General features: G+C 55.6%; 21 protein-coding genes. 12 read left to right on the top strand and 9 right to left on the bottom strand.

Annotated elements, in window-relative coordinates; translation table 11 throughout:
- The 9 genes from MOY_RS17380 to MOY_RS15095 all read left to right on the top strand — a co-directional run bounded on the left by MOY_RS17380 (position 1) and on the right by MOY_RS15095 (position 10,873).
- On the top strand, positions 1-177 hold the full coding sequence (locus MOY_RS17380) for a hypothetical protein (protein WP_009101435.1): 177 nt from the start codon (positions 1-3) through the stop codon (positions 175-177).
- On the top strand, positions 167-3,112 hold the full coding sequence (locus tag MOY_RS15130) for an ATP-binding protein (RefSeq protein WP_009101433.1): 2,946 nt from the start codon (positions 167-169) through the stop codon (positions 3,110-3,112). The genes MOY_RS17380 and MOY_RS15130 overlap by 11 nt, the downstream gene beginning before the upstream one ends.
- Complete coding sequence (locus tag MOY_RS15125) at positions 3,090-4,316, top strand: sigma-54-dependent transcriptional regulator (RefSeq protein ID WP_328287048.1); 1,227 nt, start codon at positions 3,090-3,092, stop codon at positions 4,314-4,316. Before MOY_RS15130 ends, MOY_RS15125 begins: the two co-directional genes overlap by 23 nt.
- Positions 4,317-5,324: 1,008 nt before the next feature.
- Entirely contained in the window at positions 5,325-6,710 is a 1,386-nt protein-coding gene (gene pcnB / locus MOY_RS15120; RefSeq protein WP_035540871.1) for a polynucleotide adenylyltransferase PcnB, read from the top strand.
- An 8-nt stretch (positions 6,711-6,718) separates the two neighbouring features.
- A complete protein-coding gene (gene folK / locus MOY_RS15115) occupies positions 6,719-7,252 on the top strand; it encodes a 2-amino-4-hydroxy-6-hydroxymethyldihydropteridine diphosphokinase (protein ID WP_009101429.1) in 534 nt (177 codons plus the stop codon).
- A 136-nt stretch (positions 7,253-7,388) separates the two neighbouring features.
- Positions 7,389-8,180: a 3-methyl-2-oxobutanoate hydroxymethyltransferase gene (panB, locus tag MOY_RS15110; protein ID WP_009101428.1), complete on the top strand. Its 792-nt coding sequence runs from the start codon at positions 7,389-7,391 to the stop codon at positions 8,178-8,180.
- Positions 8,181-8,225: 45 nt separating this feature from the next.
- On the top strand, positions 8,226-9,095 hold the full coding sequence (gene panC, locus MOY_RS15105; RefSeq protein WP_009101427.1) for a pantoate--beta-alanine ligase: 870 nt from the start codon (positions 8,226-8,228) through the stop codon (positions 9,093-9,095).
- Between the two features lie 26 nt (positions 9,096-9,121).
- Positions 9,122-9,502, top strand: a complete 381-nt coding sequence (panD, locus tag MOY_RS15100; protein WP_009101425.1) for an aspartate 1-decarboxylase — start codon at positions 9,122-9,124, stop codon at positions 9,500-9,502.
- 192 nt (positions 9,503-9,694) lie between these two features.
- Positions 9,695-10,873, top strand: a complete 1,179-nt coding sequence (locus MOY_RS15095) for an acetyl-CoA C-acetyltransferase (RefSeq protein WP_009101422.1) — start codon at positions 9,695-9,697, stop codon at positions 10,871-10,873.
- A 114-nt stretch (positions 10,874-10,987) separates the two neighbouring features.
- On the opposite strand, the gene MOY_RS15090 is transcribed toward MOY_RS15095, so the two are convergent.
- Both MOY_RS15090 and MOY_RS15085 read right to left on the bottom strand, forming a co-directional pair.
- Positions 10,988-12,157, bottom strand: coding sequence for an MFS transporter (locus tag MOY_RS15090; protein ID WP_009101419.1), 1,170 nt, complete (start codon positions 12,155-12,157; stop codon positions 10,988-10,990).
- A gap of 279 nt (positions 12,158-12,436) precedes the next feature.
- Positions 12,437-12,721, bottom strand: coding sequence for a hypothetical protein (locus tag MOY_RS15085; RefSeq protein WP_443134867.1), 285 nt, complete (start codon positions 12,719-12,721; stop codon positions 12,437-12,439).
- A gap of 346 nt (positions 12,722-13,067) precedes the next feature.
- Here MOY_RS15085 and MOY_RS15080 point away from each other — a divergent pair, with 346 nt between their 5' ends.
- Positions 13,068-14,009, top strand: coding sequence for an exopolyphosphatase (locus MOY_RS15080; protein ID WP_009101416.1), 942 nt, complete (start codon positions 13,068-13,070; stop codon positions 14,007-14,009).
- 145 nt (positions 14,010-14,154) lie between these two features.
- A complete protein-coding gene (locus tag MOY_RS15075; protein WP_009101414.1) occupies positions 14,155-15,360 on the top strand; it encodes a CaiB/BaiF CoA transferase family protein in 1,206 nt (401 codons plus the stop codon).
- A gap of 145 nt (positions 15,361-15,505) precedes the next feature.
- Here MOY_RS15075 and MOY_RS15070 read toward each other — a convergent pair whose 3' ends face one another.
- The 7 genes from MOY_RS15070 to speB form a co-directional block, all read right to left on the bottom strand.
- Positions 15,506-16,978, bottom strand: a complete 1,473-nt coding sequence (locus MOY_RS15070; protein WP_009101410.1) for an aldehyde dehydrogenase family protein — start codon at positions 16,976-16,978, stop codon at positions 15,506-15,508.
- Positions 16,979-16,991: 13 nt separating this feature from the next.
- On the bottom strand, positions 16,992-17,171 hold the full coding sequence (locus tag MOY_RS17685) for a hypothetical protein (RefSeq protein ID WP_250645364.1): 180 nt from the start codon (positions 17,169-17,171) through the stop codon (positions 16,992-16,994).
- The gene (locus MOY_RS15065; RefSeq protein WP_009101405.1) at positions 17,092-17,727 is read right to left on the bottom strand and encodes an MBL fold metallo-hydrolase; all 636 of its coding nucleotides are present in this window, start codon (positions 17,725-17,727) and stop codon (positions 17,092-17,094) included. Before MOY_RS15065 ends, MOY_RS17685 begins: the two co-directional genes overlap by 80 nt.
- Entirely contained in the window at positions 17,724-19,034 is a 1,311-nt protein-coding gene (locus MOY_RS15060) for a purine-cytosine permease family protein (protein ID WP_009101402.1), read from the bottom strand. Before MOY_RS15060 ends, MOY_RS15065 begins: the two co-directional genes overlap by 4 nt.
- Positions 19,024-20,712 (bottom strand): 5-guanidino-2-oxopentanoate decarboxylase, encoded by a 1,689-nt coding sequence (locus tag MOY_RS15055; RefSeq protein ID WP_009101400.1) that lies wholly within the window; start codon positions 20,710-20,712, stop codon positions 19,024-19,026. The genes MOY_RS15060 and MOY_RS15055 overlap by 11 nt, the downstream gene beginning before the upstream one ends.
- A gap of 10 nt (positions 20,713-20,722) precedes the next feature.
- Positions 20,723-22,105 carry a YjiH family protein gene (locus MOY_RS15050; protein ID WP_009101398.1) on the bottom strand — a complete coding sequence of 461 codons (1,383 nt, stop codon included), beginning with the start codon at positions 22,103-22,105 and terminating at the stop codon, positions 20,723-20,725.
- 105 nt (positions 22,106-22,210) lie between these two features.
- Positions 22,211-23,161 carry an agmatinase gene (speB, locus tag MOY_RS15045; protein ID WP_009101397.1) on the bottom strand — a complete coding sequence of 317 codons (951 nt, stop codon included), beginning with the start codon at positions 23,159-23,161 and terminating at the stop codon, positions 22,211-22,213.
- A 287-nt stretch (positions 23,162-23,448) separates the two neighbouring features.
- Here speB and MOY_RS15040 point away from each other — a divergent pair, with 287 nt between their 5' ends.
- Entirely contained in the window at positions 23,449-24,864 is a 1,416-nt protein-coding gene (locus MOY_RS15040; RefSeq protein WP_009101395.1) for a sigma-54 interaction domain-containing protein, read from the top strand.
- Positions 24,865-24,871 lie beyond the last annotated feature (7 nt).

Raw genomic sequence — 24,871 nt, 5'->3', positions numbered from 1 at the left:
ATGTACGTTTATCGCATCATGCTGTTTCTTGTATTTGGGGGCTACCTGCTCTCGCCACTGCTCATGGACGGCTGGGGCGACCCCAGTATCGCCTGGTACCGACCGTTTGCTATCTGGGGCGGCCTGATTGCGCTAACGCTGTGGCTAGAGCAAAAGAGGAAGTTAGATGAGCGTTGAGTTACTCGGTGTACTGCTTCTAGGCCTTGGCTACCTCGCGCTCCTGTTTAGCTGTGGCATGGCCGTAGAGCGCGGCTGGGTGCCAGTACGCGTTACCCGTCACCCCGTGGTGTATACCCTGGCGCTAGGCGTCTATGCCAGCGCATGGGCCATTTACGGCAGTATTGAGTTCGCCTCCAAAGCGGGGTTTGGCTATTTAGCCTACTATCTGGGCGCTGCGGGCGCTTTTTTGCTTGCGCCTGTGCTGCTCGTGCCTATTCAACGCATCACTCGCACTTACCAGCTCTCGTCACTGGCCGATCTGTTTGCTTTTCGCTTTCGCTCGCGCTGGGTCGGCACTGTGGTCACTCTGCTTAGCCTCCTGGCGGTAATGCCGCTGCTGGGCATTCAGGTACAAACCCTTAGCGATACAATACACCTGCTAACCGATAGCCGTTTTAGCGCGGCGGTGGCCCTCTTATTCTGCGCCGTGATTGCGGGCTGCGCCGTGCTGTTCGGCGCACGGCATAGCCACCGACACCGCCACGATACGCTGCTTAGCGTGATTGCCTTTGAATCCATCATTAAGCTTTTAGCCATGCTTGGGCTAGGCGCTATTGCGCTATGGTGGGTGTTTGATGGCCCACAAGATTTACAACAGTGGCTAGAAGGCCCGGGGGCAGCGGCTCAGGCCGCGACCCCACAGCTGGAAGCACCGCAATGGCGCACGTTGCTACTGCTGTTTTTTGCCGCCGCCTTTATGATGCCGCACCTCTTTCAAATCACCTTTGCCGAAAGCCTTTCCCGCCATACGCTGCTGCAGGCCAGTTGGTCGCTACCGCTATTTTTACTGCTGATGGCACTGCCGGTACCGCTCATTTGGTGGGCAGCGCAGTCCACCAATGAGTCAGTCCCTATGGCCGCTTATGCAGCCTATGTCATGACAGAGCACTGGTGGGTCGGGGCGCTGGCGTTTATTGGCGGCTTAGCGGCCGCCAGCGGCACCATGATGATGATTGCGCTGGCGCTTTCCGGCATGCTGCTTAATCACGTGGTACTCGTCGCACGCCCCCCCGAAGCACAAAACGATCTATACGGCTGGCTACTTTGGCTTAGACGCGGATTAGTGGTGGCCGTTATTTTCGGGGGCTGGCTATTTGCCGAAAGTGTTGGCCGCTACCACTCACTCACTAACCTTGGATTAACCGCTTTTGTGGGCATGGCCCAATGCCTACCTGGGATGCTCGCGCTGCTTTACTGGCCAGGCGCTAATCGTAAAGGCATGGTGGCAGGATTGATTGGCGGTATCTCAGTCTGGCTAGCGGGCGTTTGGCTGCCACTGCTTTTTGATATCTCGGTGACAACGCTTTTTTTCATGCATTCACTGCCGACCGATTCGCCACACTGGTATAACGTCACACTAACGTCCCTTGCCGTTAATATTTTGCTACTCATCCTGGTATCACTGTTTACCCGCACTTCAGAGGGCGAGCGTTCAGCGGCTGAAGCCTGTTCGGTAGATGCTGTCATCCGCTCCAAGCGCTTGCCGCTAGAAGCTGCGACGGCCGGTGATTTTACCGCGCATCTTGCTCAAGCAGTGGGGGATGAAGCTGCTGAGCGTGAAGTTGAGCGTGCCCTAAAGGCGCTTAATTTTACCCCTCAGGAGCGACGCCCCTACGCACTGCGCCGCCTTCGCGACCGGATTCAGGCCAACCTCTCCGGCCTAATGGGGCCATCCGTAGCCAGGGATATCGTTGATCGCTACCTTCCCTATCGCCACAACGACGCGCCGCTTACCGATGACATCCACTTTGTTGAAAGCCGACTTGAAGCCTACCGCTCACGCTTAACGGGACTTGCCCGCGAGCTTGACGGGCTGCGCCGCCACCACCGCCAAACCCTGGCCAAGCTACCCGTCGGGCTATGCGTATTGGGGGATGACGATGAGCTACTTATGTGGAACCAAGCACTCTCTAAACTCTCGGGCATTAGCGGTGATAGCGTGATTGGCTCCCACCGAGATAGCCTGCCAGCTCCCTGGCCTACCCTGTTGGGCAGCGTGCTTAGCGCCACCCATACCCCCCTGTACAAGCAAGCGGTAGCATTGCACGGTAGAGACTACTTTCTAACCTTGCATCAAGCGGTGCTTAGTGGCCACGACAGCCGGGGCGGCAGCGTTATTCTGGTGGAAGACCACACTGAGATGAAGTGGCTCGAAGATGAGTTGGTGCACGCGGCCCGGCTAGCCTCTATCGGCCAGCTTGCCGCAGGGGTTGCCCATGAAATCGGCAATCCCATTACCGGCATTTCATCGCTGGCACAAAACCTGCGCTACGATACCGAGGATCCCGCATTACTGGAAACCGCGGATCAAATTCAACAGCTTACCCAGCGGGTTACTAAAATCGTCAACTCACTGGTAGGCTTTGCTCACGGCGGGCGTCAAACCGTGCCACTGCCGGCTTCGCCCGTGACACTTAAGACTATTAGCGAAGACGCCTTGCACTTGATCCACTTAGCCCGCTCAGGAGAGGATGTTATCTTCACTAACCACTGCCCTGGCAATATCGTGGTACGCGGCGATGACCAGCGCTTAACTCAGGTAATGGTTAATTTACTAAGTAACGCCAGGGATGCCTGCCAGCCGCAAGGCAATATCCGCATTGAAGCGGGTACAGACGCCAGCCATGCCTGGTGGCGCGTAAGCGACGATGGTCACGGCATTGCACCCAGCGTTAAAGATCGCCTTTTCGAGCCGTTTACGACCACTAAGCCTGCGGGTGAAGGCACTGGGCTTGGACTATCGTTGGCGTATCAAATTATTAACGAACATCAAGGCAAAATAGACGTGGCCTCGCCACCTCCCGGCCAGCCTTGCGGCACCGCCATTACCCTCTGGCTACCGCTCTACCAACAGGATGATCTTTCACCCCATGCCCCGGATACTGATTGTTGAAGATGAAGCGATTATTCGCAGCGCTCTAAAACGCTTACTCGACCGCCATGGCTATACCGTGAGCGAAGCCGCCAGCGCTGAAGAAGCAATTGCTCTGCCGCTTAACGAATTTGACCTCATCATCAGCGACCTGCGCCTTCCAGGGGAGCCGGGCACTACGCTGATCACGGCGGCAGCGCCTGCGCCGGTGCTTATTATGACCAGCTACGCCAGCATGCGCTCTGCCGTAGATGCCCTAAAACAGGGGGCCGTGGACTACGTAGCAAAGCCGTTTGATCACACCGAGCTGTTAGAAACTGTTGAACGTATCCTGCACAAGCAGTCGATGCAGCAAGGCACCCCGCCGGATATTACTGACGAAGGGGGTGGGCGCCAGACCATGATTGGCAACTGCGCCGCCATGCAGCAGGTGTACACCCGCATCCGCAAAACCGCACCGGCAGATGTTACCGTGCTGATCCAAGGGGAGTCTGGTACCGGCAAAGAGCTAGTGGCCCGCGCCATTCACCAGCAAAGCAAACGCGCAAAAGCCTCCCTAATCTGCGTTAACTGCGCGGCAATTCCTGAAACGCTAATTGAGTCGGAACTGTTCGGCCACGAAAAAGGCGCCTTTACCGGCGCCAGCGCTGCCCGCACTGGGCTAGTGGAAGCCGCCGACGGCGGTACGCTTTTCCTTGATGAAATTGGAGAGCTACCGTTGGATGCCCAGGCACGCCTGTTACGCGTACTGCAAGAAGGTGAAATTCGTAAAATCGGCTCTGTCGAAACCCGCCATGTGGATGTCCGCCTGATCGCCGCTACCCACCGGGATTTACGCGCACTCTCAAAAAGCGGCGAGTTTCGTCTTGACCTTTACTACCGCCTGAACGTGATGCAGATCGAACTGCCGCCCCTACGTGAGCGCGAAGAAGACGTCCTAAAAATCGCCGATATCCTGCTAGACAAAGCCTGTAAGCGCCACGAGCGCCAAGGGCTAAGGCTATCGCGGGCAGCGCGCCAAGATTTACAGGACTACCCGTGGCCCGGAAACGTACGGGAGTTGGAGAACGCACTAGAACGCGGAGTCATTCTGGCTGAAGGGCACCTGATTCACCCAGATGATCTTGGCCTAGGGCCAGTGACTAACCGCCCCCACCCACCGTCCATCCGGCGCCCGTTGGCAACGACGTCCAAACGCCTACCGAAGAGGACGATCTCTCTCTAGAAGATTACTTTCAGCACTTTGTGCTAGAGCACCAGGATCAAATGAGTGAAACAGAACTGGCACAAAAGCTTGGCATTAGCCGAAAAAATCTTTGGGAGCGCCGCCAGCGGTTGGGCATTCCACGCAAGAAAACCGCCCGCCGACCTAGTTAGGCAGTGCTCACAGCGGCATCAATGCCTGCGCCTACGACCAATGTCTAATACACTGATTTTAATAAGAAACATCCAAAAATCGTTACCTCACGACTGTTACCTTCCCACACAACCACCGTTAAAAAACCTCGCAAGCGGGGTAACACTTTCTGTTGCTATTAGTTCCCTGGCATCACGCTAAAACGCCAAGTTTATGAAATGTATGACATATCCAATGAGTGGCACGGTGAGTGCACTATTACTGGGTAAGAAAAACAAACTGGGCAGCGCGGTAAGTCGCTAACAAAAACAACATGACACCGCCCCGACCTGAGCCAAAACAAAAACAACAGGGCCAGGTAGAGATAACAGCACTAACAAAAACAACAGGCTTGTGTCTCACAACTTGCTTGCGCTAAGCAAAAGATAGATAGAACAAGCGCAGCGAATAACAATAACAACGCCAGCAAGTGCCCAAATGGACGCGACGTACAACGAGTTACCTGCAACCAAACAAAAATAACAGCAGGTCGTGTGTACACCCCGGAGCCAACAACAATAAGCCGGGTAGACAAAGTTCGCGGTTGGATTATTGTTTTGAATACGAGGCGGTCGGAATCAGACTGGTTCTTACGCCTACCGACTGCGGTGCGTATTCAGGGCGATGTGCCATCATGAAGAAAAACAGCAGCATGGACGCTGATTGTCTGCTTTATAGGGGAGGCTTGCTTAGCTTCCCCTTTCTGCGTTTATAGGCCTTAGCATCTACCAAACCCACCATAGACGCTTTGCAAGCCTTAAGGGGTCGGCTACACTCAGCAACTTACTGCTAATTGTACAGCCACTTTTTCTATACCCTGCGAGTCGATATCGCCGCATGTTCAAAGGATTTACCCGTTTCTTACATAGCCCGGGAGAGCAATTGAAATCCCTGCTCGATTCCCCAGAGAGCGCCGTTGAGCCTCTCAGCCCCCGCATTATCCCGCGCTCCGAGCACCCTGTTTCTCGTCAGCAGATCAGCGATGCCGCTTTAAAAGTTCTACATCGCCTTAACAGCGCCGGATTCGATGCTTTCTTGGTAGGTGGCTGCATTCGCGATGCACTGCTAGGCAAAATGCCTAAAGATTTTGACGTCGCGACGAACGCTACGCCAGAACAAGTGCGCGACCTGTTCCGTAACTCACGCATGATTGGTCGACGCTTTCGCATTGTGCACGTGCGGTTTGGCCGTGAGGTGATTGAGGTCACCACCTTCCGTGGCAAGCCCCAGGACGAGCACGGCGACCATATCGCCCAGCAGTCCGATGCGGGCCTACTGCTGCGTGATAACGTGTGGGGCAATATTGAAGAGGACGCCCTACGCCGCGACTTCACCGTCAATGCGCTGTACTACAACATTGCCGACTTCACTATTCATGATTTCGCCAATGGCGCCCAGGATATTAAATCACGCACCCTGCGTCTGATTGGCGACCCGGCAACACGCTACCGAGAAGACCCCGTGCGCATGCTAAGAGCCGTGCGTTTCGCTGCCAAGCTAGATTTCACCATCGACCCGGCGACCGAAGAGCCGATGTTTGACCTAGCGCCACTGCTGCTACAGATTCCGCCTGCCCGTCTGTTTGATGAGGTGCTGAAACTGTTTATGTCGGGGCATGGGTTAGTCACCTTCCGCCTACTCAGCCATTACAACCTGTTTGGCATGCTCTTCCCTGAAGCGGAAGAAGCCATGGCGGACGCGGCCTGGGCCGAAGAACTCATTGAACAAGCACTTACCAATACCGATAAGCGCATTGCGGAAGACCGTCCAGTTACGCCGGCCTTCCTGCTCGCCGCATTTTTGTGGGCACCGGTGGCACATCGCCAGGCAGAGCTTGAGCGCGAAGGCATGCCTGCCATTCCTGCGCTGCAAACTGCCTCCCAAGAAGTGGTCTCTCGTCAGCTTCAACACATCTCAATTCCCAAGCGCTTTGGGATGCCGATGCGTGAGATTTGGGAACTACAGGCACGCCTGCCCATGCGCCGTGGCAAACGCGCTTTTCAGACCCGCGAGCACCCGCGCTTCCGTGCCGCTTATGATTTGCTATTACTGCGTGAACAGGCGGGCGAAATACCGCGTGGCTTGGGCGACTGGTGGACCGCGTTCCAGCATGGTGATGAACACGAACAGCGCCGGCTGCTGCAAAAAGTTGGCAGCGACCCGGCAAGCCAAGGTGACCGCCGCCGTAAAAAACGCCGCAAGCCACGCAAAACTGACCCGTGAGCATCCCGATGGCGCTTGCTTATATCGGCTTAGGCAGCAACCTGGAAAACCCGGTCGCGCAGGTACGCCAAGCCCTTGACGAACTCGGTGGCCTGCCTCTCAGCTCGCTAGTGGCCCAGTCATCGCTCTATGCAACGCCCCCATTAGGGCCGCAAGACCAGCCTGATTTTATTAATGCCGTGGCGGTTATCAAAACAGCGCTTTCCCCCCTGGCGATGCTAGACCAGCTTCAAGCGTTAGAACAGCGCCATCGCCGCCAGCGCTTACGTCACTGGGGGCCCCGCACGCTGGATTTAGACCTACTACTCTACGGGCAGCAGACGATTGAGCGCCCACGACTGCGGGTACCCCATCCGCATATGCACGAACGTGCCTTTGTTCTAGTACCTTTAGCGGAAGTATCCACCGCTGCTGCCGAACAACCGCTGATGCTGCACCAGCAGACGCTGGATAAATGGCTTACTCAATTAGATCACTCTGCTATAAAACGCATATCTAACGCTGAAGCCCCCAAAAGTGTCACCGTCACTGCTACCAGCTGACACAAATCTCGACACCACGCCCCCATTCAGGTAACAATTACCGGTTACGCCACTTCACGCATGCAAGGATGCAGCGTTAATAACGGTCGGCTTCCTTAGTGATGTATCGGCCCCACGTAGAAAACGAGAGCACGCCATGAAAACCGTCACCCTGAGCACTCTGCAGGCGTACAAACGCGCCGGCGAAACGTTCAGCTGCCTGACCGCTTACGATGCCTCCTTTGCCCATGCTGCCAGCGATGCAGGCATTGATGTCTTACTAGTGGGCGACTCCCTAGGCATGGTCTTGCAAGGGCACAGCAGCACCCTCCCCGTAACCATCGACGATATCTGCTACCACACCCGCTGTGCGGCGCGTGGCAAAGGGCACAGCCTGCTCATGGTTGATTTGCCGTTTATGAGCAATGCCACTACTGAACGCCTGCTGGAAGATGCGGCTGCCTTGATGCGCGCGGGCGCCGAGCTGGTCAAAGTAGAAGGCGAGGCATGGATGGCTGAAGGCATCCGCGAACTCACTCGTCGCGGCGTGCCGGTTTGCGCGCACCTCGGCTTAACGCCGCAAACGGTCTATCAAATGGGCGGGTATAAAGTGCAGGGCCGCGAAGCCGCCCAGGCTGAGCAAATTATCAACGATGCCAAAGTGCTGGTTGAAGCAGGTGCCTCGGTAATTCTGCTTGAGTGCGTCCCGGCAAGCTTAGGCAAAGCGGTTACCGAGGCCCTGGACGTACCGGTCATTGGCATTGGTGCAGGCCCCGATACCGATGGGCAAATTCTGGTAATGCACGATGTCCTTGGCGTTACCCACGGTCGCACACCACGCTTTGTGAAAAACTTTATGGTCGACGCAGATAGCATTCAGAACGCTTTTCAGGACTACCATGAAGCGGTCAAAACTCGCGCCTTCCCAGCACCGGAACACTGTTTTTAAGCGGTGTTTTCACTTTTGTAGCCTGTGAACGACGAAACTTCTCTTATGCGTACTTTACGAGACATCAACGAACTACGTAGCGCTCTAGGCGAGCACCGCTTAGACGGCCAGCGCATTGCACTGGTGCCCACCATGGGCAACCTGCATGAAGGCCACCTGGCGCTCGTCGCGCGGGCCCGCCAAATTGCCGACATCGTAGTCGCCAGCCTGTTTGTGAACCCCATGCAGTTTGGTCCCGGTGAAGACCTTGATGCATACCCACGCACGTTTGAGGCAGATCACGCAAAGTTGAGCGATGCAGGCTGCGATATGTTGTTCGCCCCGACGGTTAGCGCGCTCTACCCAAACGGCTTGACGGCTCAAACCAAAGTACACGTACCAGAGGTCGGCGAAGGCCTGTGCGGTGGCTCACGACCTGGGCATTTCGACGGCGTATCTACCGTCGTCAGCATGCTGTTTAACCTCGTACAGCCAGACGTTGCCTGCTTTGGCGAGAAGGATTACCAGCAGCTAGCAGTGATTCGTAAGCTGGTGAGCGACCTGCATATGCCCATTGAGATTATCGGCGTGCCTATTGTGCGTGCCGAGGACGGCTTGGCGCTCTCTTCGCGGAATGGATACCTAAACGAGCAAGAGCGCACCACGGCTCCGATGCTCTATCGCACTCTCTGTACACTTAGGGACGCGCTGGAACGCGGCGAATCCATCGAACAGGTACTACAACAGGGCAAAACGACCCTGTATGATGCCGGCTTTACGCCCGATTACCTTGAGCTGCGCGATACCACCCTTGGCCCAGTAACCGCCACCACGCGCCAAGCGGTAATGCTAGCTGCCGCGAAGCTAGGCCCTGCCCGGCTTATCGACAACCTCAGCGTGCAGCTGCCAAGCACGACTACTGACGCTAGCCGCTAGGCTAGCTTCACTATTTAGGAGTTACCATGCATACCATTATGCTCAAAGCCAAGCTGCATATGGCTCGCGTTACTCACGCGGTACTCAACTACGAAGGCTCCTGCGCTATCGATGGCGACCTTCTCGATATGGCGGGGATTCGCGAAAACGAACAGATTCAAATTTATAACGTAGAAAACGGTGAGCGCTTCACTACCTACGCTATTCGCGGTGAAGAGGGCTCCCGGCTAATTTCCATTAACGGCGCGGCTGCGCACTTAGCGGCCCCAGGGCATCGTATTATTATTTGCAGCTATGCTCACTACTCCGACGCTGAGCTGGACAACCACCAGCCCGCACTGGTGTATCTGCAAGAAGGCAATCACGTTAGCCATACCAGCAACGCCATTCCTGTGCAGTTAGCTTAAACAGAATCACTGAGTAAGCGCACTTATTAACGGGCCGTTGATCGGCCCGTTTTTATTTACCCAAAATTGCGTATTGCCGCAACGCACAACCTTCCCCTATGCTGAAGATACGGCTGAGAGATACGGCTAGCAGAGTACGCCTATCAGGCAACTGGTTTCAGAGTGTCTGTTATTTACTCCAGGAGTCATTTTATGCAAGAAGTAGTCATTGTTGCGGCACGCCGCACCGCCGTAGGCGCTTTCGGTGGGTCCCTCGCAGGTATTCCCGCGAGCGACTTGGGCGCCTTAGTGATCAAAGATATTCTCGCCTCCACCGGCGTTTCTCCGGATCAAGTTGACGAAGTATTGCTGGGCCAAGTACTTACCGCAGGTGTTGGCCAAAACCCGGCACGGCAAGCGGTGATTAAAGCAGGCCTGCCTGAATCTGTTCCCGCCATGACGATTAATAAAGTCTGCGGCTCCGGTTTGAAAGCGCTTCACCTAGCCACCCAGGCGATCCGCTGTGGCGATGCCGAGCTCATTTTGGCCGGCGGCCAGGAGAATATGTCCGCATCGCCCCACGTGTTGCCTAATTCCCGTAACGGCCAGCGAATGGGTGATTGGAAAGCGATCGACACCATGGTTCACGACGGCCTGTGGGACGCTTTCAATAACTACCACATGGGCATTACCGCTGAGAACCTGGCTGAGAAATACAGCATCACCCGCGAAGCCATGGACGAGTTCGCTGCTGCATCTCAGCAGAAAGCAGCTGCCGCCATCAAAGAGGGCAAGTTCAAAGGGCAAATCGTGCCGGTGGAAATTCCACAGCGCAAAGGCGATCCGGTGGTGTTTGATACCGACGAAAACCCACGCGAAGTATCGGCTGAAAAGCTTGGCGGCATGCGCCCAGCGTTTAAAAAAGACGGTACCGTGACCGCGGGTAACGCTTCATCACTCAATGATGGCGCAGCCGTCGTCATGCTTTGCTCCGCAGAAAAAGCCAAAGAACTTGGCCTTGAGCCACTAGCGCGCATTGCTGCCTACGCGAACGCTGGCGTTGACCCCGCGATTATGGGCATTGGCCCCGCACCGGCCACCCGCCGCTGCTTGGAAAAAGCGGGCTGGAGCCTGGACGACCTGGATCTAGTTGAAGCCAACGAAGCCTTTGCCGCCCAAGCACTGTCGGTAAACAAAGAGCTTGGCTGGGATACGTCCAAGGTCAACGTCAACGGCGGCGCGATTGCCCTGGGCCACCCGATCGGCGCCTCCGGTTGCCGTGTGCTGGTTACTCTGCTGCATGAGATGATCGCGCGTGACGCCAAAAAAGGCCTCGCGACATTGTGTATTGGCGGCGGGCAAGGCGTTGCGCTGGCGATTGAACGCCCTTAACGCCTAGGCATCACCTACCGGCTTAAACCCTCTTCGCAATTATGAAAAAGCCCTCGTCATTTCAAACGACCAGGGCTTTTTTAATGTTTATTCGTGTAAAACAGCACGGCCATTTCAGCGAGCTTTTACGCCTACCACCGTGCTGGGTGTCCTCAGCACCAGTAATGCGCCGACTAAGAACAAGCCAGACGCTATCCACATGGCAATGGGTAAGCTAGTGCTATCCATCACTTGCCCACCCAACATGGCCCCCAGGCCAATCGACATATTAAACGTAAACGCCATTAGCGCAGTGGCCGCCTCGGTGTTTGGCGCTGTACGTATAATCCACGTCTGAATACTGACCGAGACGCTGCCAAATACCGCTCCCCACACCATCAATAGCATCACACCGCTGCTCGGCTGCCCGCCTAACAGTGGAAAAGCGGCTACGACAATTAGCAACAGGCTAGGAATAACCAGCACGGCGCGATAAGGGTGACGCCCAGCAAACATACCCGCCGCTATATTACCCATGATGCCCGCTGCTCCATAAAGCAGCAGTAGGCTGCCCACATGGCGTTGAGAAATCCCACTGATTTCTTGCAGAATCGGGCTGATAAAAGTGTAAGCCGCGAAGTGCCCAACCACCACAAAACCCGTGGTTAAGACCGCCACGCGCACGCCGCGATTGCTAAACTGCTGAGCAAGCACCCGCAGGCGCACCGGCTCGCGCGGTGGTAGTGGCGGCAGCCAGCACCATAGCGCAATAGCCGTTAATAAACTAAAGCCCCCTAACGCTCCAAAGGCCACACGCCAGTTGCTGTAGTCCCCCAGCAGCGTGCCTAATGGCACGCCGAGCACCGATGCCGCCGCAACGCCACCAAAAATCATTGTCATCGCTTTAGGCACCTGAGCTTCAGGCACTAAGCGTGGTGCGATACCGCCTGCAACGGCCCAAAAGCCACCAATGCTTAGTCCCACCAGCACACGGGCGGCCAACAGCTGACCAAAACTGCTCGCAAACGCCGAGAGTAAACTCCCCACCACCATGACAACCATGAGTACCGTGAGCATGATGCGTCGATCTAAGCGCCCTACAGCGACGGGTAGTAAAGGCGCTGAAAACGCAGCAACCACGCCAGGCACCGTCACCATCAACCCCGCCATGCCCGGCGTAACCCCCATTGAATAAGAGACTTGAGAAAGCAAACCAATCGGCAGTTGTTCTGCAGTCACCAATAGAAAAATACCGGTCATCACGGCGACCACCGCCCACCAGCGCGGTGTTTGTTCCTGCTCCATGGCTCTCTTCTCTTTTTCTGTACGACCTATAAAACACTGCGCTAACCGCAGCTAATAAATAAGGAGGAGGACTATACCCGTAATATGGGTTAATTAGCGATATCTGCTATCGCTATGCCTGGATGGAAAATGGGATGAGCTTTAAAACCTGCTATCGATAATATTTACAGCACACAGAGGGTAGGTAACGCGCGCACCAAAAATGCCCCGCAGCTGGCGGGGCATTTTTTATCTCATCCATGAGACGTTGAAGCGATTAATCCTTTAGCAGGTTAGAGATTACCAAGCGGTATCATCTTCTTCCTCAGTTTCCCACTGATCCTGCTCATCGTCCTCTTCATACGTAAATTCTTGCTCTTCCTCTTCAAACTCAGTAGTCGCGTCGTGCTCATGCTCAGTGTCGTAAGAGTTGAAAGAGCCTTGATCGTCCTGCATGGTCTCTTCTTGCGGAGTCGGCTCGTACTCGTCATTGCCTTCCATTCCAGCGAAAGCTAATGGGCTGGCCATCAGGCCGAAAGATACACCTAGGATGCCGAGTTTCTTTAAAGAATCCTTCTTCATCATCATGCCTCCTCATATGGCTTCTTGGTAAAAGCGTCATGCCTTCCTGACATTTCGCTCTTACCCAAGTCATTGCACAGGCCATACCCAAAAGTGCCAATAAAAAATATAAATTATAAAAATCAATAGTTTAAAAACAAAAACACTGTGCCAACTCTGCGCCTAGTTAATGTTTAAGGCGCTTTTAATTGTTTACTAATGACACATGGGGCCTAGGTGCCCATGCCAAGATACTCCGCTGTACGTTGGCTAAACCGTTGGAGCAAGCGACGATAAGCCTGGATGGTTTGTTTTAACCCTTAGTGACTACTGGTATCTTTTGTTGACCTTCATCGTCATGAGAAAAACCATGCCTACGCAACAAGCCTCCACGTTTCGTTTAGTTACCCGCAGCGATTTTGATGGGTTGGTATGCGGTGCACTGCTCAAGCACCTACGCCTTATTGATGAAATCACCTTCGTGCATCCAAAAGATATGCAGGATGGCAAGATTGATATCGATGCCAACGACATCACAACCAACCTGCCCTATGTACCCGGCTGCCACTTGGCCTTCGACCACCATTTAAGCGAGACCGTGCGTAATGTGGAGCGGGCAGACAACCACATCATTAACGCCGATGCGCCATCCGCTGCTCGTGTGGTCTGGGAGTATTACGGCGGCCATGACGCCTTTCCCGCCCGATGGGACGATATGATGGAAGCCGTTGATAAAGGCGACTCAGCTCAGTTTAACAAAGAGGAAATTTTAAACCCTCAGAGCTGGGTACTGCTTAATTTCATCATGGATGCGCGCACGGGCCTGGGTCGCTTCCGCGACTTCCGCATTTCCAACTATCAATTGATGATGAAGCTGATTGACTACTGCCGTGAACATACCATCGACGAGATTCTCGCCCTTGATGATGTTCAAGAACGCACAGCGCTCTACCGTGAGCACGAACAATTAGCGAAAGAACAGATTCAGCGCTGCGCCACCGTACATGGCAATTTAGTGGTGCTAGACCTGCGTAACGAAGAGACGATTTACGCCACCAATCGCTTTGTAATTTATGCCCTATACCCCGAGTGCAATGTCTCTATTCATGTTATGTGGGGGCTTAAGCAGCAGAACACCGTGCTGGCGATTGGTAAATCGATACTCAACCGCTCAAGCCACACGAATATTGGTGAGCTATGCCTTAGCTACGGCGGCGGCGGGCACTTAAATGCGGGAACCTGCCAAATAGATAACGACCAAGCTGAAAGTGCACTCACTGGCATTATTGAGCGCATTAATGCTGATGGGTAATCTCCACCCGTAATATGCTTCGCCCCTGGCTCAGATTATATGATGGGGCGAAGTAAACCTATTTCTCTCTTCTCAATACCCCATCGTTTTGGCAGCCAAGCCACCCGTTTCAGCATCATCATTAGTCGCACAGAGAGAGGCCTTCATGAATGTTTCCGAAGCGCGCCAGCTTCCGCTACAGGGCTTAAAAGTGCTTGAGCTCGGCCAACTGATTGCCGGGCCTTTCGCCACCAAACTGCTGGGTGAATTCGGTGCCGATGTGATTAAGATTGAGCCGCCCGGTACCGGCGACCCACTTCGCAAGTGGCGAATAATTGAAGACGGCACCTCGCTGTGGTGGCACGTCCAGACCCGCAACAAGCGCTCGGTGGCCCTGGATTTACGCAGTGAAGAGGGCCAACGTCTGGTACGCCAGCTTGCCACCGAGGCCGATGTGGTAGTTGAAAATTTCCGCCCCGGCACGCTTGAGAACTGGGGACTGGGTTATGAAGCGCTCTCAAAACTCAACCCCCGGCTGATCATGGCGCATATATCCGGCTACGGGCAGACAGGACCGTACCGCGACAAGCCCGGCTTTGGTGTCATTGGCGAAGCCATGGGAGGGCTGCGTTACCTCACAGGCCAACCGGGGGAGCCTTCGGTACGCGTGGGCGTAAGCATTGGCGATTCCCTTTCTGCCCTCTACGCGGTCATCGGCACCCTACTGGCACTCCAGGAGCGCAACCGCAGTGGCCTGGGTCAAGAGATCGACGTGGCGCTGTATGAATCGGTGTTTGCGATGATGGAGAGCCTGCTGCCGGAGTTCGATGCCGGCGGCCAGGTTCGCGAACCCAGCGGCAGCGCCCTGCCCGGCATTACCCCTTCCAACGCTTACCGCTGTCAGGGCGGCGATTACGTGCTGATTGCCGGTAACGGCGATAGCATCTTCAAACGCTTGATGAGTGTCATTGGCCGGGATGATCTCGGCTGCGACCCAGCACTGGCCCATAACGATGGGCGCAGCCAGCACGCCGAGATGATTGATGCCGCTATTCAGGCCTGGACTGAAGAGCGCCCTCGGGAGGCCATCTTAGAGGCGCTGGACGGTGCCCGTGTGCCAGTAGGCTATCCGTATACCGCCGAAGATATTGCCGTTGACCCCCATTACCTAGCGCGGGAGATGATTCAAACTTTTACCCGCCCCAACGGCAAAACGCTCAAAGTACCCGGCGTGTTGCCAAAGCTTAGCGCTACCCCTGGGCGAATTGGCGACGGCGGCCCAACGCTTGGTCAGCATACCGACGACGTGCTGGATGAGCTGGGCATTGATCACGAAACCCGCGCCAAACTGCGCCAAGCGGGCATCATCTAAGAAGCGTGCTTAACGTGAACCCGCCAAGCCCATGCCCCACCAAAATCGAGATCTAAGACGTTGCCCCGCAACGTCTTAGAGATTGAAACAGGCTTTATCTCAACCTCTAAAGGAGGATAAAGCCCACTGATTTGACGCGTTCGCCTTATGCAGGCCCTACGATATGCTTCACTTCCAGGTAAGCACTTAGCCCCCAGGGGCCAAGCTCACGACCAATGCCGCTGCGCTTGAAGCCACCCCAGCCGGTTTCGGGTAGCACTAGCTGCTCACTGTTATACCAAATGCTGCCTGCCTTAAGCTGGCGGCCAATACGCTTTGCCCGCTCAGGGTCACCGCTAATTACCGTTGCCGCCAAACCATAGGCACTGTCGTTGGCAAGCTGGATAGCCTCGGCTTCGCTTGCCACGCTGCGACCGCAGAGCACCGGGCCAAAAATTTCTTCCTGCCATAAACGGCTCTCGACCGGCACGTCACGGTAAAGCGTGGGCGCGAGGAAGTAGCCTTGAGCGGGTAGCGTGCGGTGTTTGCCGTCGCGCACGACTGAAAGCCCCTCCTGTTCAGCAATATCCAAATAGCGCTGCACGGCATCACGCTGCTTGGCGCTGGTCAAAGGCCCTAAGTCGGTGCCTTCAGCAAGTGGGTCGCCTAGCGTTAGCGCATCCATCCGCTCGGCAAGGGCGGTATAGAGTGCTTCTGCTACGTCTTCATGCACCAATAACCGTGAGGTCGCAGAGCAAATTTGCCCAGCATTGAAGTAAATACCCGCCATTACCCAGTCAGCGGCCTGGTCTGGGTCGGCATCTTCCATCACTAGGATCGGAGACTTTCCACCTAGCTCTAGAGAGACGCTGGCGGTGCGAGCGGCGGCGGCTTGCATGACCGCTTCGCCAACGCGGTTACTGCCCGTGAAGGAAATTTTATCCACGCCAAGATGGTTGGTCAGCGGCGCACCAATGCCCTCACCGTCGCCATTCAGCAGGTTGAGCACACCTGCGGGCAGGCCAATTTCCAAGGCTATCTTTGCCAGCACCCGCTCGGGGAGCGGCGTCACTTCCGACGGTTTGAGCACCGCGGTACAGCCGGCCGCCAACGCAGGCGCCAGCTTCCAGGCGCTGGTCACCAGCGGGAAATTCCACGGCGCGATCAGCCCCACGACGCCAACGGGGTCGTGATACGTGCGCGCCTCAACGCCCTCCATGTCTACGCTGACTAACTCGCCCTGGCGGGCATCTAGCGCTTTGGCCTGCCCGGCGTAGTAACGATAGCAGGCAATCGCGTCGTCGAGATCGATCTCCGCTTCTGCGAGCGGCTTACCGTTGTTGGTCGCTGAAAGCGTGATAATTGAGTCTCGGCGGGCCTCCAGCGCATCAGCGAATCCATCGAGATACGCTGCACGTGCAGCACCGCCCAGCGCCTGCCAAGCGGGCTGCGCCTGCTGAGCCGCTTTTACCGCGGCGTCGACATCCGCCGCATCCCCGGCGGTTACCTGAGCAATCCGCACTTCGCGATAGGGGTTCATCACGTCAAGCAGGCGGGTGCCCGCCGAGGGCACCCACTGATTGTTGATGAATTGGTGGTCAACCACCGAAGGGTAATCGGTCTGGGAGGTTATGGGCATTGCCGTGGCTCCTTTAAAGATCGTGTTGGCGAAGCCAATCATCGATAAGTTGGGTTAGGTGCTGGCCGCTAAAGCTAGGGAAATGGCCGCCGTGCACGGTGCGAACGGGCAGCTTACGCAGCCTGCGCATGCTGGCAGCGTAGTCGGTAAGATCGCTGTGCCAGAGGTCTTCGATTAACGGGCCATCGTAAATCAGATCGCCCGAAATCAGCGTTTGGGTTGCGGCTTCCCACAAGGCGATACCCCCCAGGGGAGTGCCCCGGCGTGTGAATCACCTCCCACTGACGATTGCCTAAATCCAGTATCTCGCCATCCTCTAGCGGGCATACCATTTGCGGCGCCGTAATGCGGTAGCCCGCGTGGGAGTATGGCTTTGCGGGTAGCGCCTCAAACATCTCATCGCTAAGAAACTGCTCTGCCAGGGTGCGCGCGTTGTCGGGTGAGGCAAGAATCTCTGCCTCGTCGGCATGTACATGACAGCAGCCAAACTCGTGGGCGGCGCCGATATGATCAAAGTGCGTATGGCTCGCTACCGCCAAAAGATCACGCTCGCTAAGCAGCGCCACGTGTTGACGCAGCGGCACGGCCCCCAGCCCAAAATCCACGACCATGCCCCGCTTGCTGCCCTGCACATGCCAGATATTGCAGCGATAAAACGGTTTGATCCACGGTTCGTCAATCAGGGTGATACCGTCCGCCTTGGGGACGGTACGGTACCACTGCTGTTCATTGATGCGCTGAAGGCTCATACGGCTACCCGCTTCGCGAAAGCAACCTTACTAACTACAAAATAGAGCGCCCCCGTAATCACGAAAACCGGCAGCGACGCGCCAAAGTCCAGCGGTGCGACCCAGTTCCAGTAGTAAGCCAGTAACGCCCCGACTGCGTAGCTGCCGAGCGCCAGCCAGTTGAAGGCGGGTAGGCTATTTTCATCCTGGATTAACTGTGCCGAGGTATAGCGCTGGCGACCCAGCAGGTAGTAATCCACGATCATCAGGGAAAAGGCCGGAATAAACACGCTGCCAATAATTAATAGAAAGGTCTGGAACTGGTCAAGAATACCGGGGATCAGCGCGCCTACTACAGATACCACGCCAATGATTAATGCCGGTTTCCAAAACGGTACTTTAGGCCGCACGCTCATAAATGAAAGCGTTGCGCTGTAGACACACATGACGTTGGTCGTCAGTACCGAAAAGAAAATCACCAAGGCGGCGGGCAGGCCGAAACCAAATCCGCTGAGCAGTGCAGTAGGGTCATAGGTTTGCTCCATACCCACCGTAATTGAGAGTGCCGACACCGTGGCCCCCAACCCCATCGCAATTAATGTGGCAGTAACGTAACCGCCCCACGTACCCACAACGGCAGCTTTCAGCGAGCGGCAGTGACGGTTGTAATCCGCGGCTAATGGTATCCAAGAAAAAGCGGTCGCCACCACAATGTCGAACACCACGCCACCGCCTAGCACGCCTTCAGGAGGAATCTGAGTAATGCTGGGTAAATCATAGTGACGACTCAGCGCAAAAAGCACTACGGCCGACAGCCCTACCATCAGAACCGCCGCTATTTTCTCTACCTTCTCGATGCCTAAATGACCGCGTAAGGCGATCAATACGACCAGCGACTCACACAGCACCGTAAACAGCGCCACATTGGAGTAACCGGTGAGACTTTCAACCGCGTAATCCAGGCTCATGCCTGCTAAAAGCGCTTGAATCCAGCTCCACGCAATGAGCGCTAGCAAATTAACCCAGGCGGGGAAATTAGCGCCTTTGCGGCCAAACGTGCCCCTCGCCAGCACCATGGTCGTCATGCCAGTTTGCTGCCCCATTACACCGATTAACACCAAAGGAATAATGCCGATCGCTGAACCCAGGACAATCAGCAGCATGGCATGCTGAAAAGTTAGGTCGGGCACCAAAAACATGCCGGTAAGAATGGTAGTAACCACCACATTAGCCCCCAGCCACAGGGCAAAGGTTCCCGGTAGTCCAAGGCTGTGCTCAACGCTATCCGCTGAGAGGGTGTCTTGGCCCAACACGCTATTATTCTTCATTATTATCTCCTGGTTTTAGCAGGCTTTTTTGCCAGGCCGCGGCGTCAATTTCGATCATTAACGGCCCGTTGGTTTCGCGGTTGGCGAGCGCCTTGGCAAGTTCAGCGGAGCTTTCTACCCGTACGCCGGGGCAACCAAAGCCTTCGGCCAGGGTGAGGAAGTTGGGCGCTTGAATATCCACACCCAAGCGGGCCACGCCGTTGGCATCCATATAGCGACGAATCTCTTCGTAACCAGCGTTGTGCCATAGCACAATCACCACGGGCAGGCGCTCTTCTACGGCCGTTGCCATTTCCGAAAGCGTAAACATCACGCCGCCATCACCCACCAGTGCCACCACCGGCAGATCCGGCTGCGCCAACTGTGCTCCCAGCGCCGCCGGCAACCCATAACCCAAGGTGCCGTAGCCGGTAGATGCATTGAAGTAGCGCCTTGGTGCTGGCTGGCTAACCAAGTGGTTACCGGCATATACCGGAGCGGTGGAATCGCCCACCAAAATCGCCTCAGGCAAATAATCAGCCAGGGTTTTATAAAGCGGCACAAAGTCGCTAAAGGCAGGATCGTTTGCCAGATTCAAAGCGCTCAAAGCTGCAGCGGTTCGCTCAACGCCGTTCCGCTTCAATGGGTCAGGGAAGTGAGCTAGCAACAGTTCCAGGCTACGCCCAGCATCGCCCACTAAGCCAAGCGTTGTACGCTGGTTGCGCACCAACTGCTCAGGATCGAGATCAATACGAATCAGCGTGCCGTTGAGGTGAAAGCCACCATCAAACACTACGTCGTAATCGGTTTCACCTAGCTCGGTGCCTATGGCCAGAATCACATCGGCGTTGGCCGCCAGTTCACGTACCGCGGGCAGCGCCGCATTCGCGCCCAAGTCCAGCGGATGGTCGCGGCCTAGCAGCCCTTTGGCATTAATGGTGGTGACCGTCGGAGCATCGAGTTTGTCTATCAATGCCCGCGCTGCCGCTGGCGCTGAAACACAGCCACCGCCTAACAGCACTAAAGGCTGCTTCGCTGCGTGTAACAAGCGAGCGGCTTCAGCGAGCCCATCTGGATCAGGCGTTGCCCGATATAACGTGGGCGCGTGCCAGCTAGTCGGCAGATGGACTGGTGCATTGAACAGGTCGATAGGAATTTCGATATGCACCGGGCCTGGACGCGCGCCATTGAAGATAGCAAAGGCGCGGGCCAGCACGTCAGGTAGCGTATTGGCATCCAGCAGCGTGTGGCTAAACCGCGCCACACCGCTGATCATCTGCTGCTGGCTGGGCAGCTCATGCAGCCGCCCCTGGCCTAAGCCCAGGGTGTCACGGCGGTTCACGCTGGAGATCACCAGCATGGGGATAGAGTCCGCCAGGGCTTGGCCCATGGCGGTGGCAATATTGGTCATCCCCGGCCCGGTGATAATCAGGCACACCCCAGGCTGGCCGCTGGCGCGGGCATAACCGTCGGCCATAAACCCCGCTCCTTGCTCATGGCGCGGGGTGATATGCCTTACATCGCTGCCTTCCAAGCCGCGATACAGCTCCACCGTGTGCACGCCGGGGATGCCGAACAGGGTACGCACCCCGTAAGTATCGCGCAGCAAGCGAATCAGTAGCTCAGCACAGGTCATGGTTGCACGATTTTTCTTTGCATCAGCGTTCGTTGCATCAGAGTTCTTTGCATTAGCGTTCATTGCAGGCCCCTTAGAAGAAAAACGTATGGGCCATAAAGGCAATGATCGGCAGCGTAATGGCAGTCCGCAGTAGGAAAACGACCGCCAGTTCCCAGAACTTAATGGGAATTTTCGACTTGAGCAGCAGCGCGCCAATTTCCGACATATACACCAACTGCGTCATGGAAAGACAAGCAATCACGAAGCGGGTCAGCTCGCTTTCGATGTTGGTCGCCAATACCGCCGGTAAGAACATATCGGCAAACCCTACCAGCGTAGCAGGGGCCGCCGCCTGAGCTTCAGGAATACGCAGCAGCTCCAGCACAGGCACCATCGGGTAAGAGAGCCAAGTAAACAGCGGCGTAAATTCGGCCAAAATCAGCGCAACAGTGCCGATTGCAAAGACCAGCGGCAGCAGCGTGAGGAAGATATCAATGACATTGAGTAGCGCTAGGCGGGCTAGCTCCCGTGGCCCCGGCGCACTGCCTGCCCGGCGGGTAGCTTGCAAAAGGCTGTAGCGGAACAGGCCTACATTGTCGTGACGCTCTTCGCTTAACTGACAGCCGACCGGCTCATAGTAGTCGTTGGTTTTGCGCGACAGCGGCGGAATTCGTGACACGATGACCGCGGCGATCAGCCCGGACACCACCACCGTAAAGTAGAACTGCACAAAGAGGTGGTTAATACCGACAAAGTTGATCACCAACAGGCTGAAAGCGATAGAGGCAACCGAAAAGTTGGTGGCAATCACCGACGCTTCGCGGCCATTGTAATAGCCTTGCTCGTACTGCTGAGCCGTAATCAAAACACCTACGGTACCCGAGCCCATCCACGAAGCTGTGGCATCGATAGCACTACGCCCAGGCAGATTAAAAATCACCCTAAACGGTTTACGCACCATGGTGCCGATAAACTCCATAAAGCCGAACTCAACCAAAAACGGCAGCAGCACCGCCGCAAAGAAGAAGAACGTCAGCAGCACCGGCGCCAAATCGTTGAGCATCACGCCACCGGTAAAGGAAGCAGTGACGAACTCTGGCCCAAACTGGAAATAGGTCATCAGGACAAAAATGGCGCCTAGTACGCGCATCACCACCCAAATAGGCCCTACATCAAACATATCGTGAAAGGGGCCACTTTTTATCCAGGCAGGCTGGGCGATTTTGGCGTACAGCGTTACCACGACGGACAAGCAGAGTATCACCACGGCAATGGCAGGCAGCGCCGAGCCCAGCAGGGTTTGCAGGCCATCGGCCATCAGGCCCATACCAATATTAATGGAGTCACCCACTTGAAAGGGGATTAGAAACAGCAGCACCCCAATCAATGAAGGAATCAGAAACTTCAGTAAATGCGCGCGGGGTATCGGTGCCGGAGGGGACGGCTGCTCCGCTTTATCATTGCTATACGACATAGGGGTCACCCATTGGAAGTGATTATTGGAGGTGGGCTGGCGGCGTTGTTAGGTCGGCGCTTTTTTTATTTGTTAGCTATTTATGAGTTAGCTATTCGGTTGGCATTAATCGCTACGCTTAACGCCCGGCAGTACGCAAAGCATTTCATACAGCAGCGTGGCGCCCATCAAGGCGGTGTTACCGCTGGGGTCATAGGGAGGTGACACTTCTACCAGATCACAGCCAACGATATTGAGGCCAGCGGCACCACGCACAATCTCCAATCCTTGAGCAGACGTCAGGCCACCCATTTCAACAGTGCCGGTACCGGGGGCAACAGAGGGGTCTAAGCCGTCAATATCAAAACTGATATACACCGGAATATCGCCCATCTGTTCACGCACTTCTTGCATCAACGGCGCTAGCGAGCGGTACCAGCACTCCTCGGCGGGCACGACGCGAAAGCCTTGATCGCGGCACCAGTCAAAATCTTCAGCGGCATAGCCAGTGCCGCGCAGACCGATTTGCACTACTTTACCGTGGGCTAACAAGCCCTCTTCTTGAGCGCGACGAAATGGCGTGCCGTGGGCAATCGGCTCGCCGAACATGTGCTCGTTAACATCGGCGTGGGCATCAATATGAATCAGCCCCACCGGGCCGTGCTTTTTGGCCATGGCTCGCAGAATCGGCAGCGTCAGCGTATGTTCACCGCCCAGCGTTAGCGGAATGCAGTTGTGCTTAAGCACGTCATCGTAGAAGGCGGTGATGATGTCGACGCTTTTCGGCAGGTGGAAGGTATTGATAGGTACGTCACCGATATCCGCCACTTGTAAGCTTTCAAACGGCGCGGCGCGGGTTGCCATATTGTAGGGGCGCAACATACGCGACTCATCGCGAATCTGACGCGGGCCAAGGCGTGTACCCGGGCGGTTGGAAGTGCCGATATCCATGGGGATGCCAATAAACGCAGCGTCTAAGCCCTCGGCAGTGGCTTGGGTAGGCAGGCGCATCATAGTGGCGGGGCCTGCAAAGCGTGGCATGGTGTTGCCACCTAGGGGCTGATTAAACTCCGACATAAACATCTCCTTGGATTTGTTGTGACGCTCTGGCGTGGTTGACGCATCTTTAACTAAGGCACTGCCTTAGCTATCTCTTTTAAACATTGCACAGACCATGCCAAGTCGTAGATGCCCTAAACAGGTAGGATTACCAGCCAATTGATGCAAAAATGAATCGAATGCGCGCCCATACAATTCATTTATGCATCAATAATTCAAAAATGACTTAAAAAAGAGCCGACATCATTGGCTTCACGTGAGTGGCACTTAATGAGTGAGATAGAACGAGAGAGCTGAGAAATAAAATGAGTGAAATAGACAAGCGCGTACTGCAAACCATCGTGGAGACCGCCAACGACCACTTCTTTATCGTCAGTGGCGATGGGCAAATAGTCGATATTAGCCCAGGCGCTGAAGCGGTTTACGGCGTTTCGCGGGAAGAGCTTCTCTCCAGCAGTGTTCATCAGCTACAAGCGGCCGGCGTGCTTAAACCGTCTATTACCCTGGAAGTGATGCGCACCCGCAAGCCTGCACAGCTTATGCAGATAACCGGGACAGGTCGCCGAGTCATTGCCGAAGCCTACCCTGTGTTCGTCGATGGCAAGCTGGAACGCATTATTAGCCGCTCGCGGGATTTAACCGACCTGCAACTATTGCAGGACGAATACGCGCTGCTGCAAAAACGCTTTAGCGAACACTTAAAACGCAGCCAGGCAGCCCCGGATGCCGAGGAGCAGGCGTTGGATGACGCCTTAGACAATTTGCAGGTGCGCAGCAGCGTAATGCGCGAAATAGCGCTACTGCTTAAGCGGGTCGCCCCATCGGATGCCAATGTGCTGATGCTAGGGGAGTCCGGCGTAGGTAAAACGGCGTTCGCCAAGCAGCTACACCGCTGGAGCCAGCGCTGTGATGGCCCCTTTATTGACGTTAATTGTGCAGCGATACCTGAAAACTTATTTGAGTCGGAGATGTTTGGCTATCAACCCGGCGCCTTCAGCGGGGCCGCGCGGCAGGGAAAAGCGGGCCTATTAGAGCAGGCCGAAGGCGGTACGCTGTTTCTGGATGAAATTGGTGAACTGCCGCTGTTGATGCAAACCAAGCTGCTCAAAGTGATTCAAGACGGCAGCTTGACCCGACTGGGTGACACCCGTGCTCGCAAGGTCAACTTTCGTTTGGTAGTGGCCACCAACCAAGACTTGGCAAAACAGGTAGAAGCCGGACTGTTTCGTCTGGATCTTTACTACCGACTTAATGTCATCCCGGTCACCCTGCCACCACTACGTGACCGCCGGGAGGATATCCCTGATCTAGTTGAAGCGTCGTTAAATCGGCTCAACCAGCGCTATGGCCGACGAAAAATTCTTGATACCCGCGTTTGGTCGACGCTGATGGGCAGCGAATGGCCGGGTAACGTCCGCGAGCTGGAAAACTGGTTAGAAAGAGCCTGGCTCTCAAGCCCCACCGACCAGATCGAGGAACCCGCCGTGCTCCCTCACGCCGAGCAGCTCCCCGTCAATTTACCGAACGCTTCACCCGCACAGGCAGTTACACTTGAACCCCACGAAACGCTTAAGCAATATCTTGCTCGACTGGAACGGGAAACCCTTGAAGAACTCAGCAACATACTCCCCAGCACCTACGCCATTGCGAAGCGACTTGGCATTAGCCAATCCAGCGTGGTGCGGCGGCTGCAGCACTACGGCATCAAAATTACCAAGTGAGTTTTTG

Origin of the sequence: Halomonas sp. GFAJ-1 (genome assembly GCF_000236625.2) — a bacterium.
Taxonomy (GTDB): domain Bacteria; phylum Pseudomonadota; class Gammaproteobacteria; order Pseudomonadales; family Halomonadaceae; genus Vreelandella.
The sequence above is the reverse complement of the archived record's forward strand: the minus strand, read 5'-3'. Positions and strand labels throughout refer to the sequence as shown.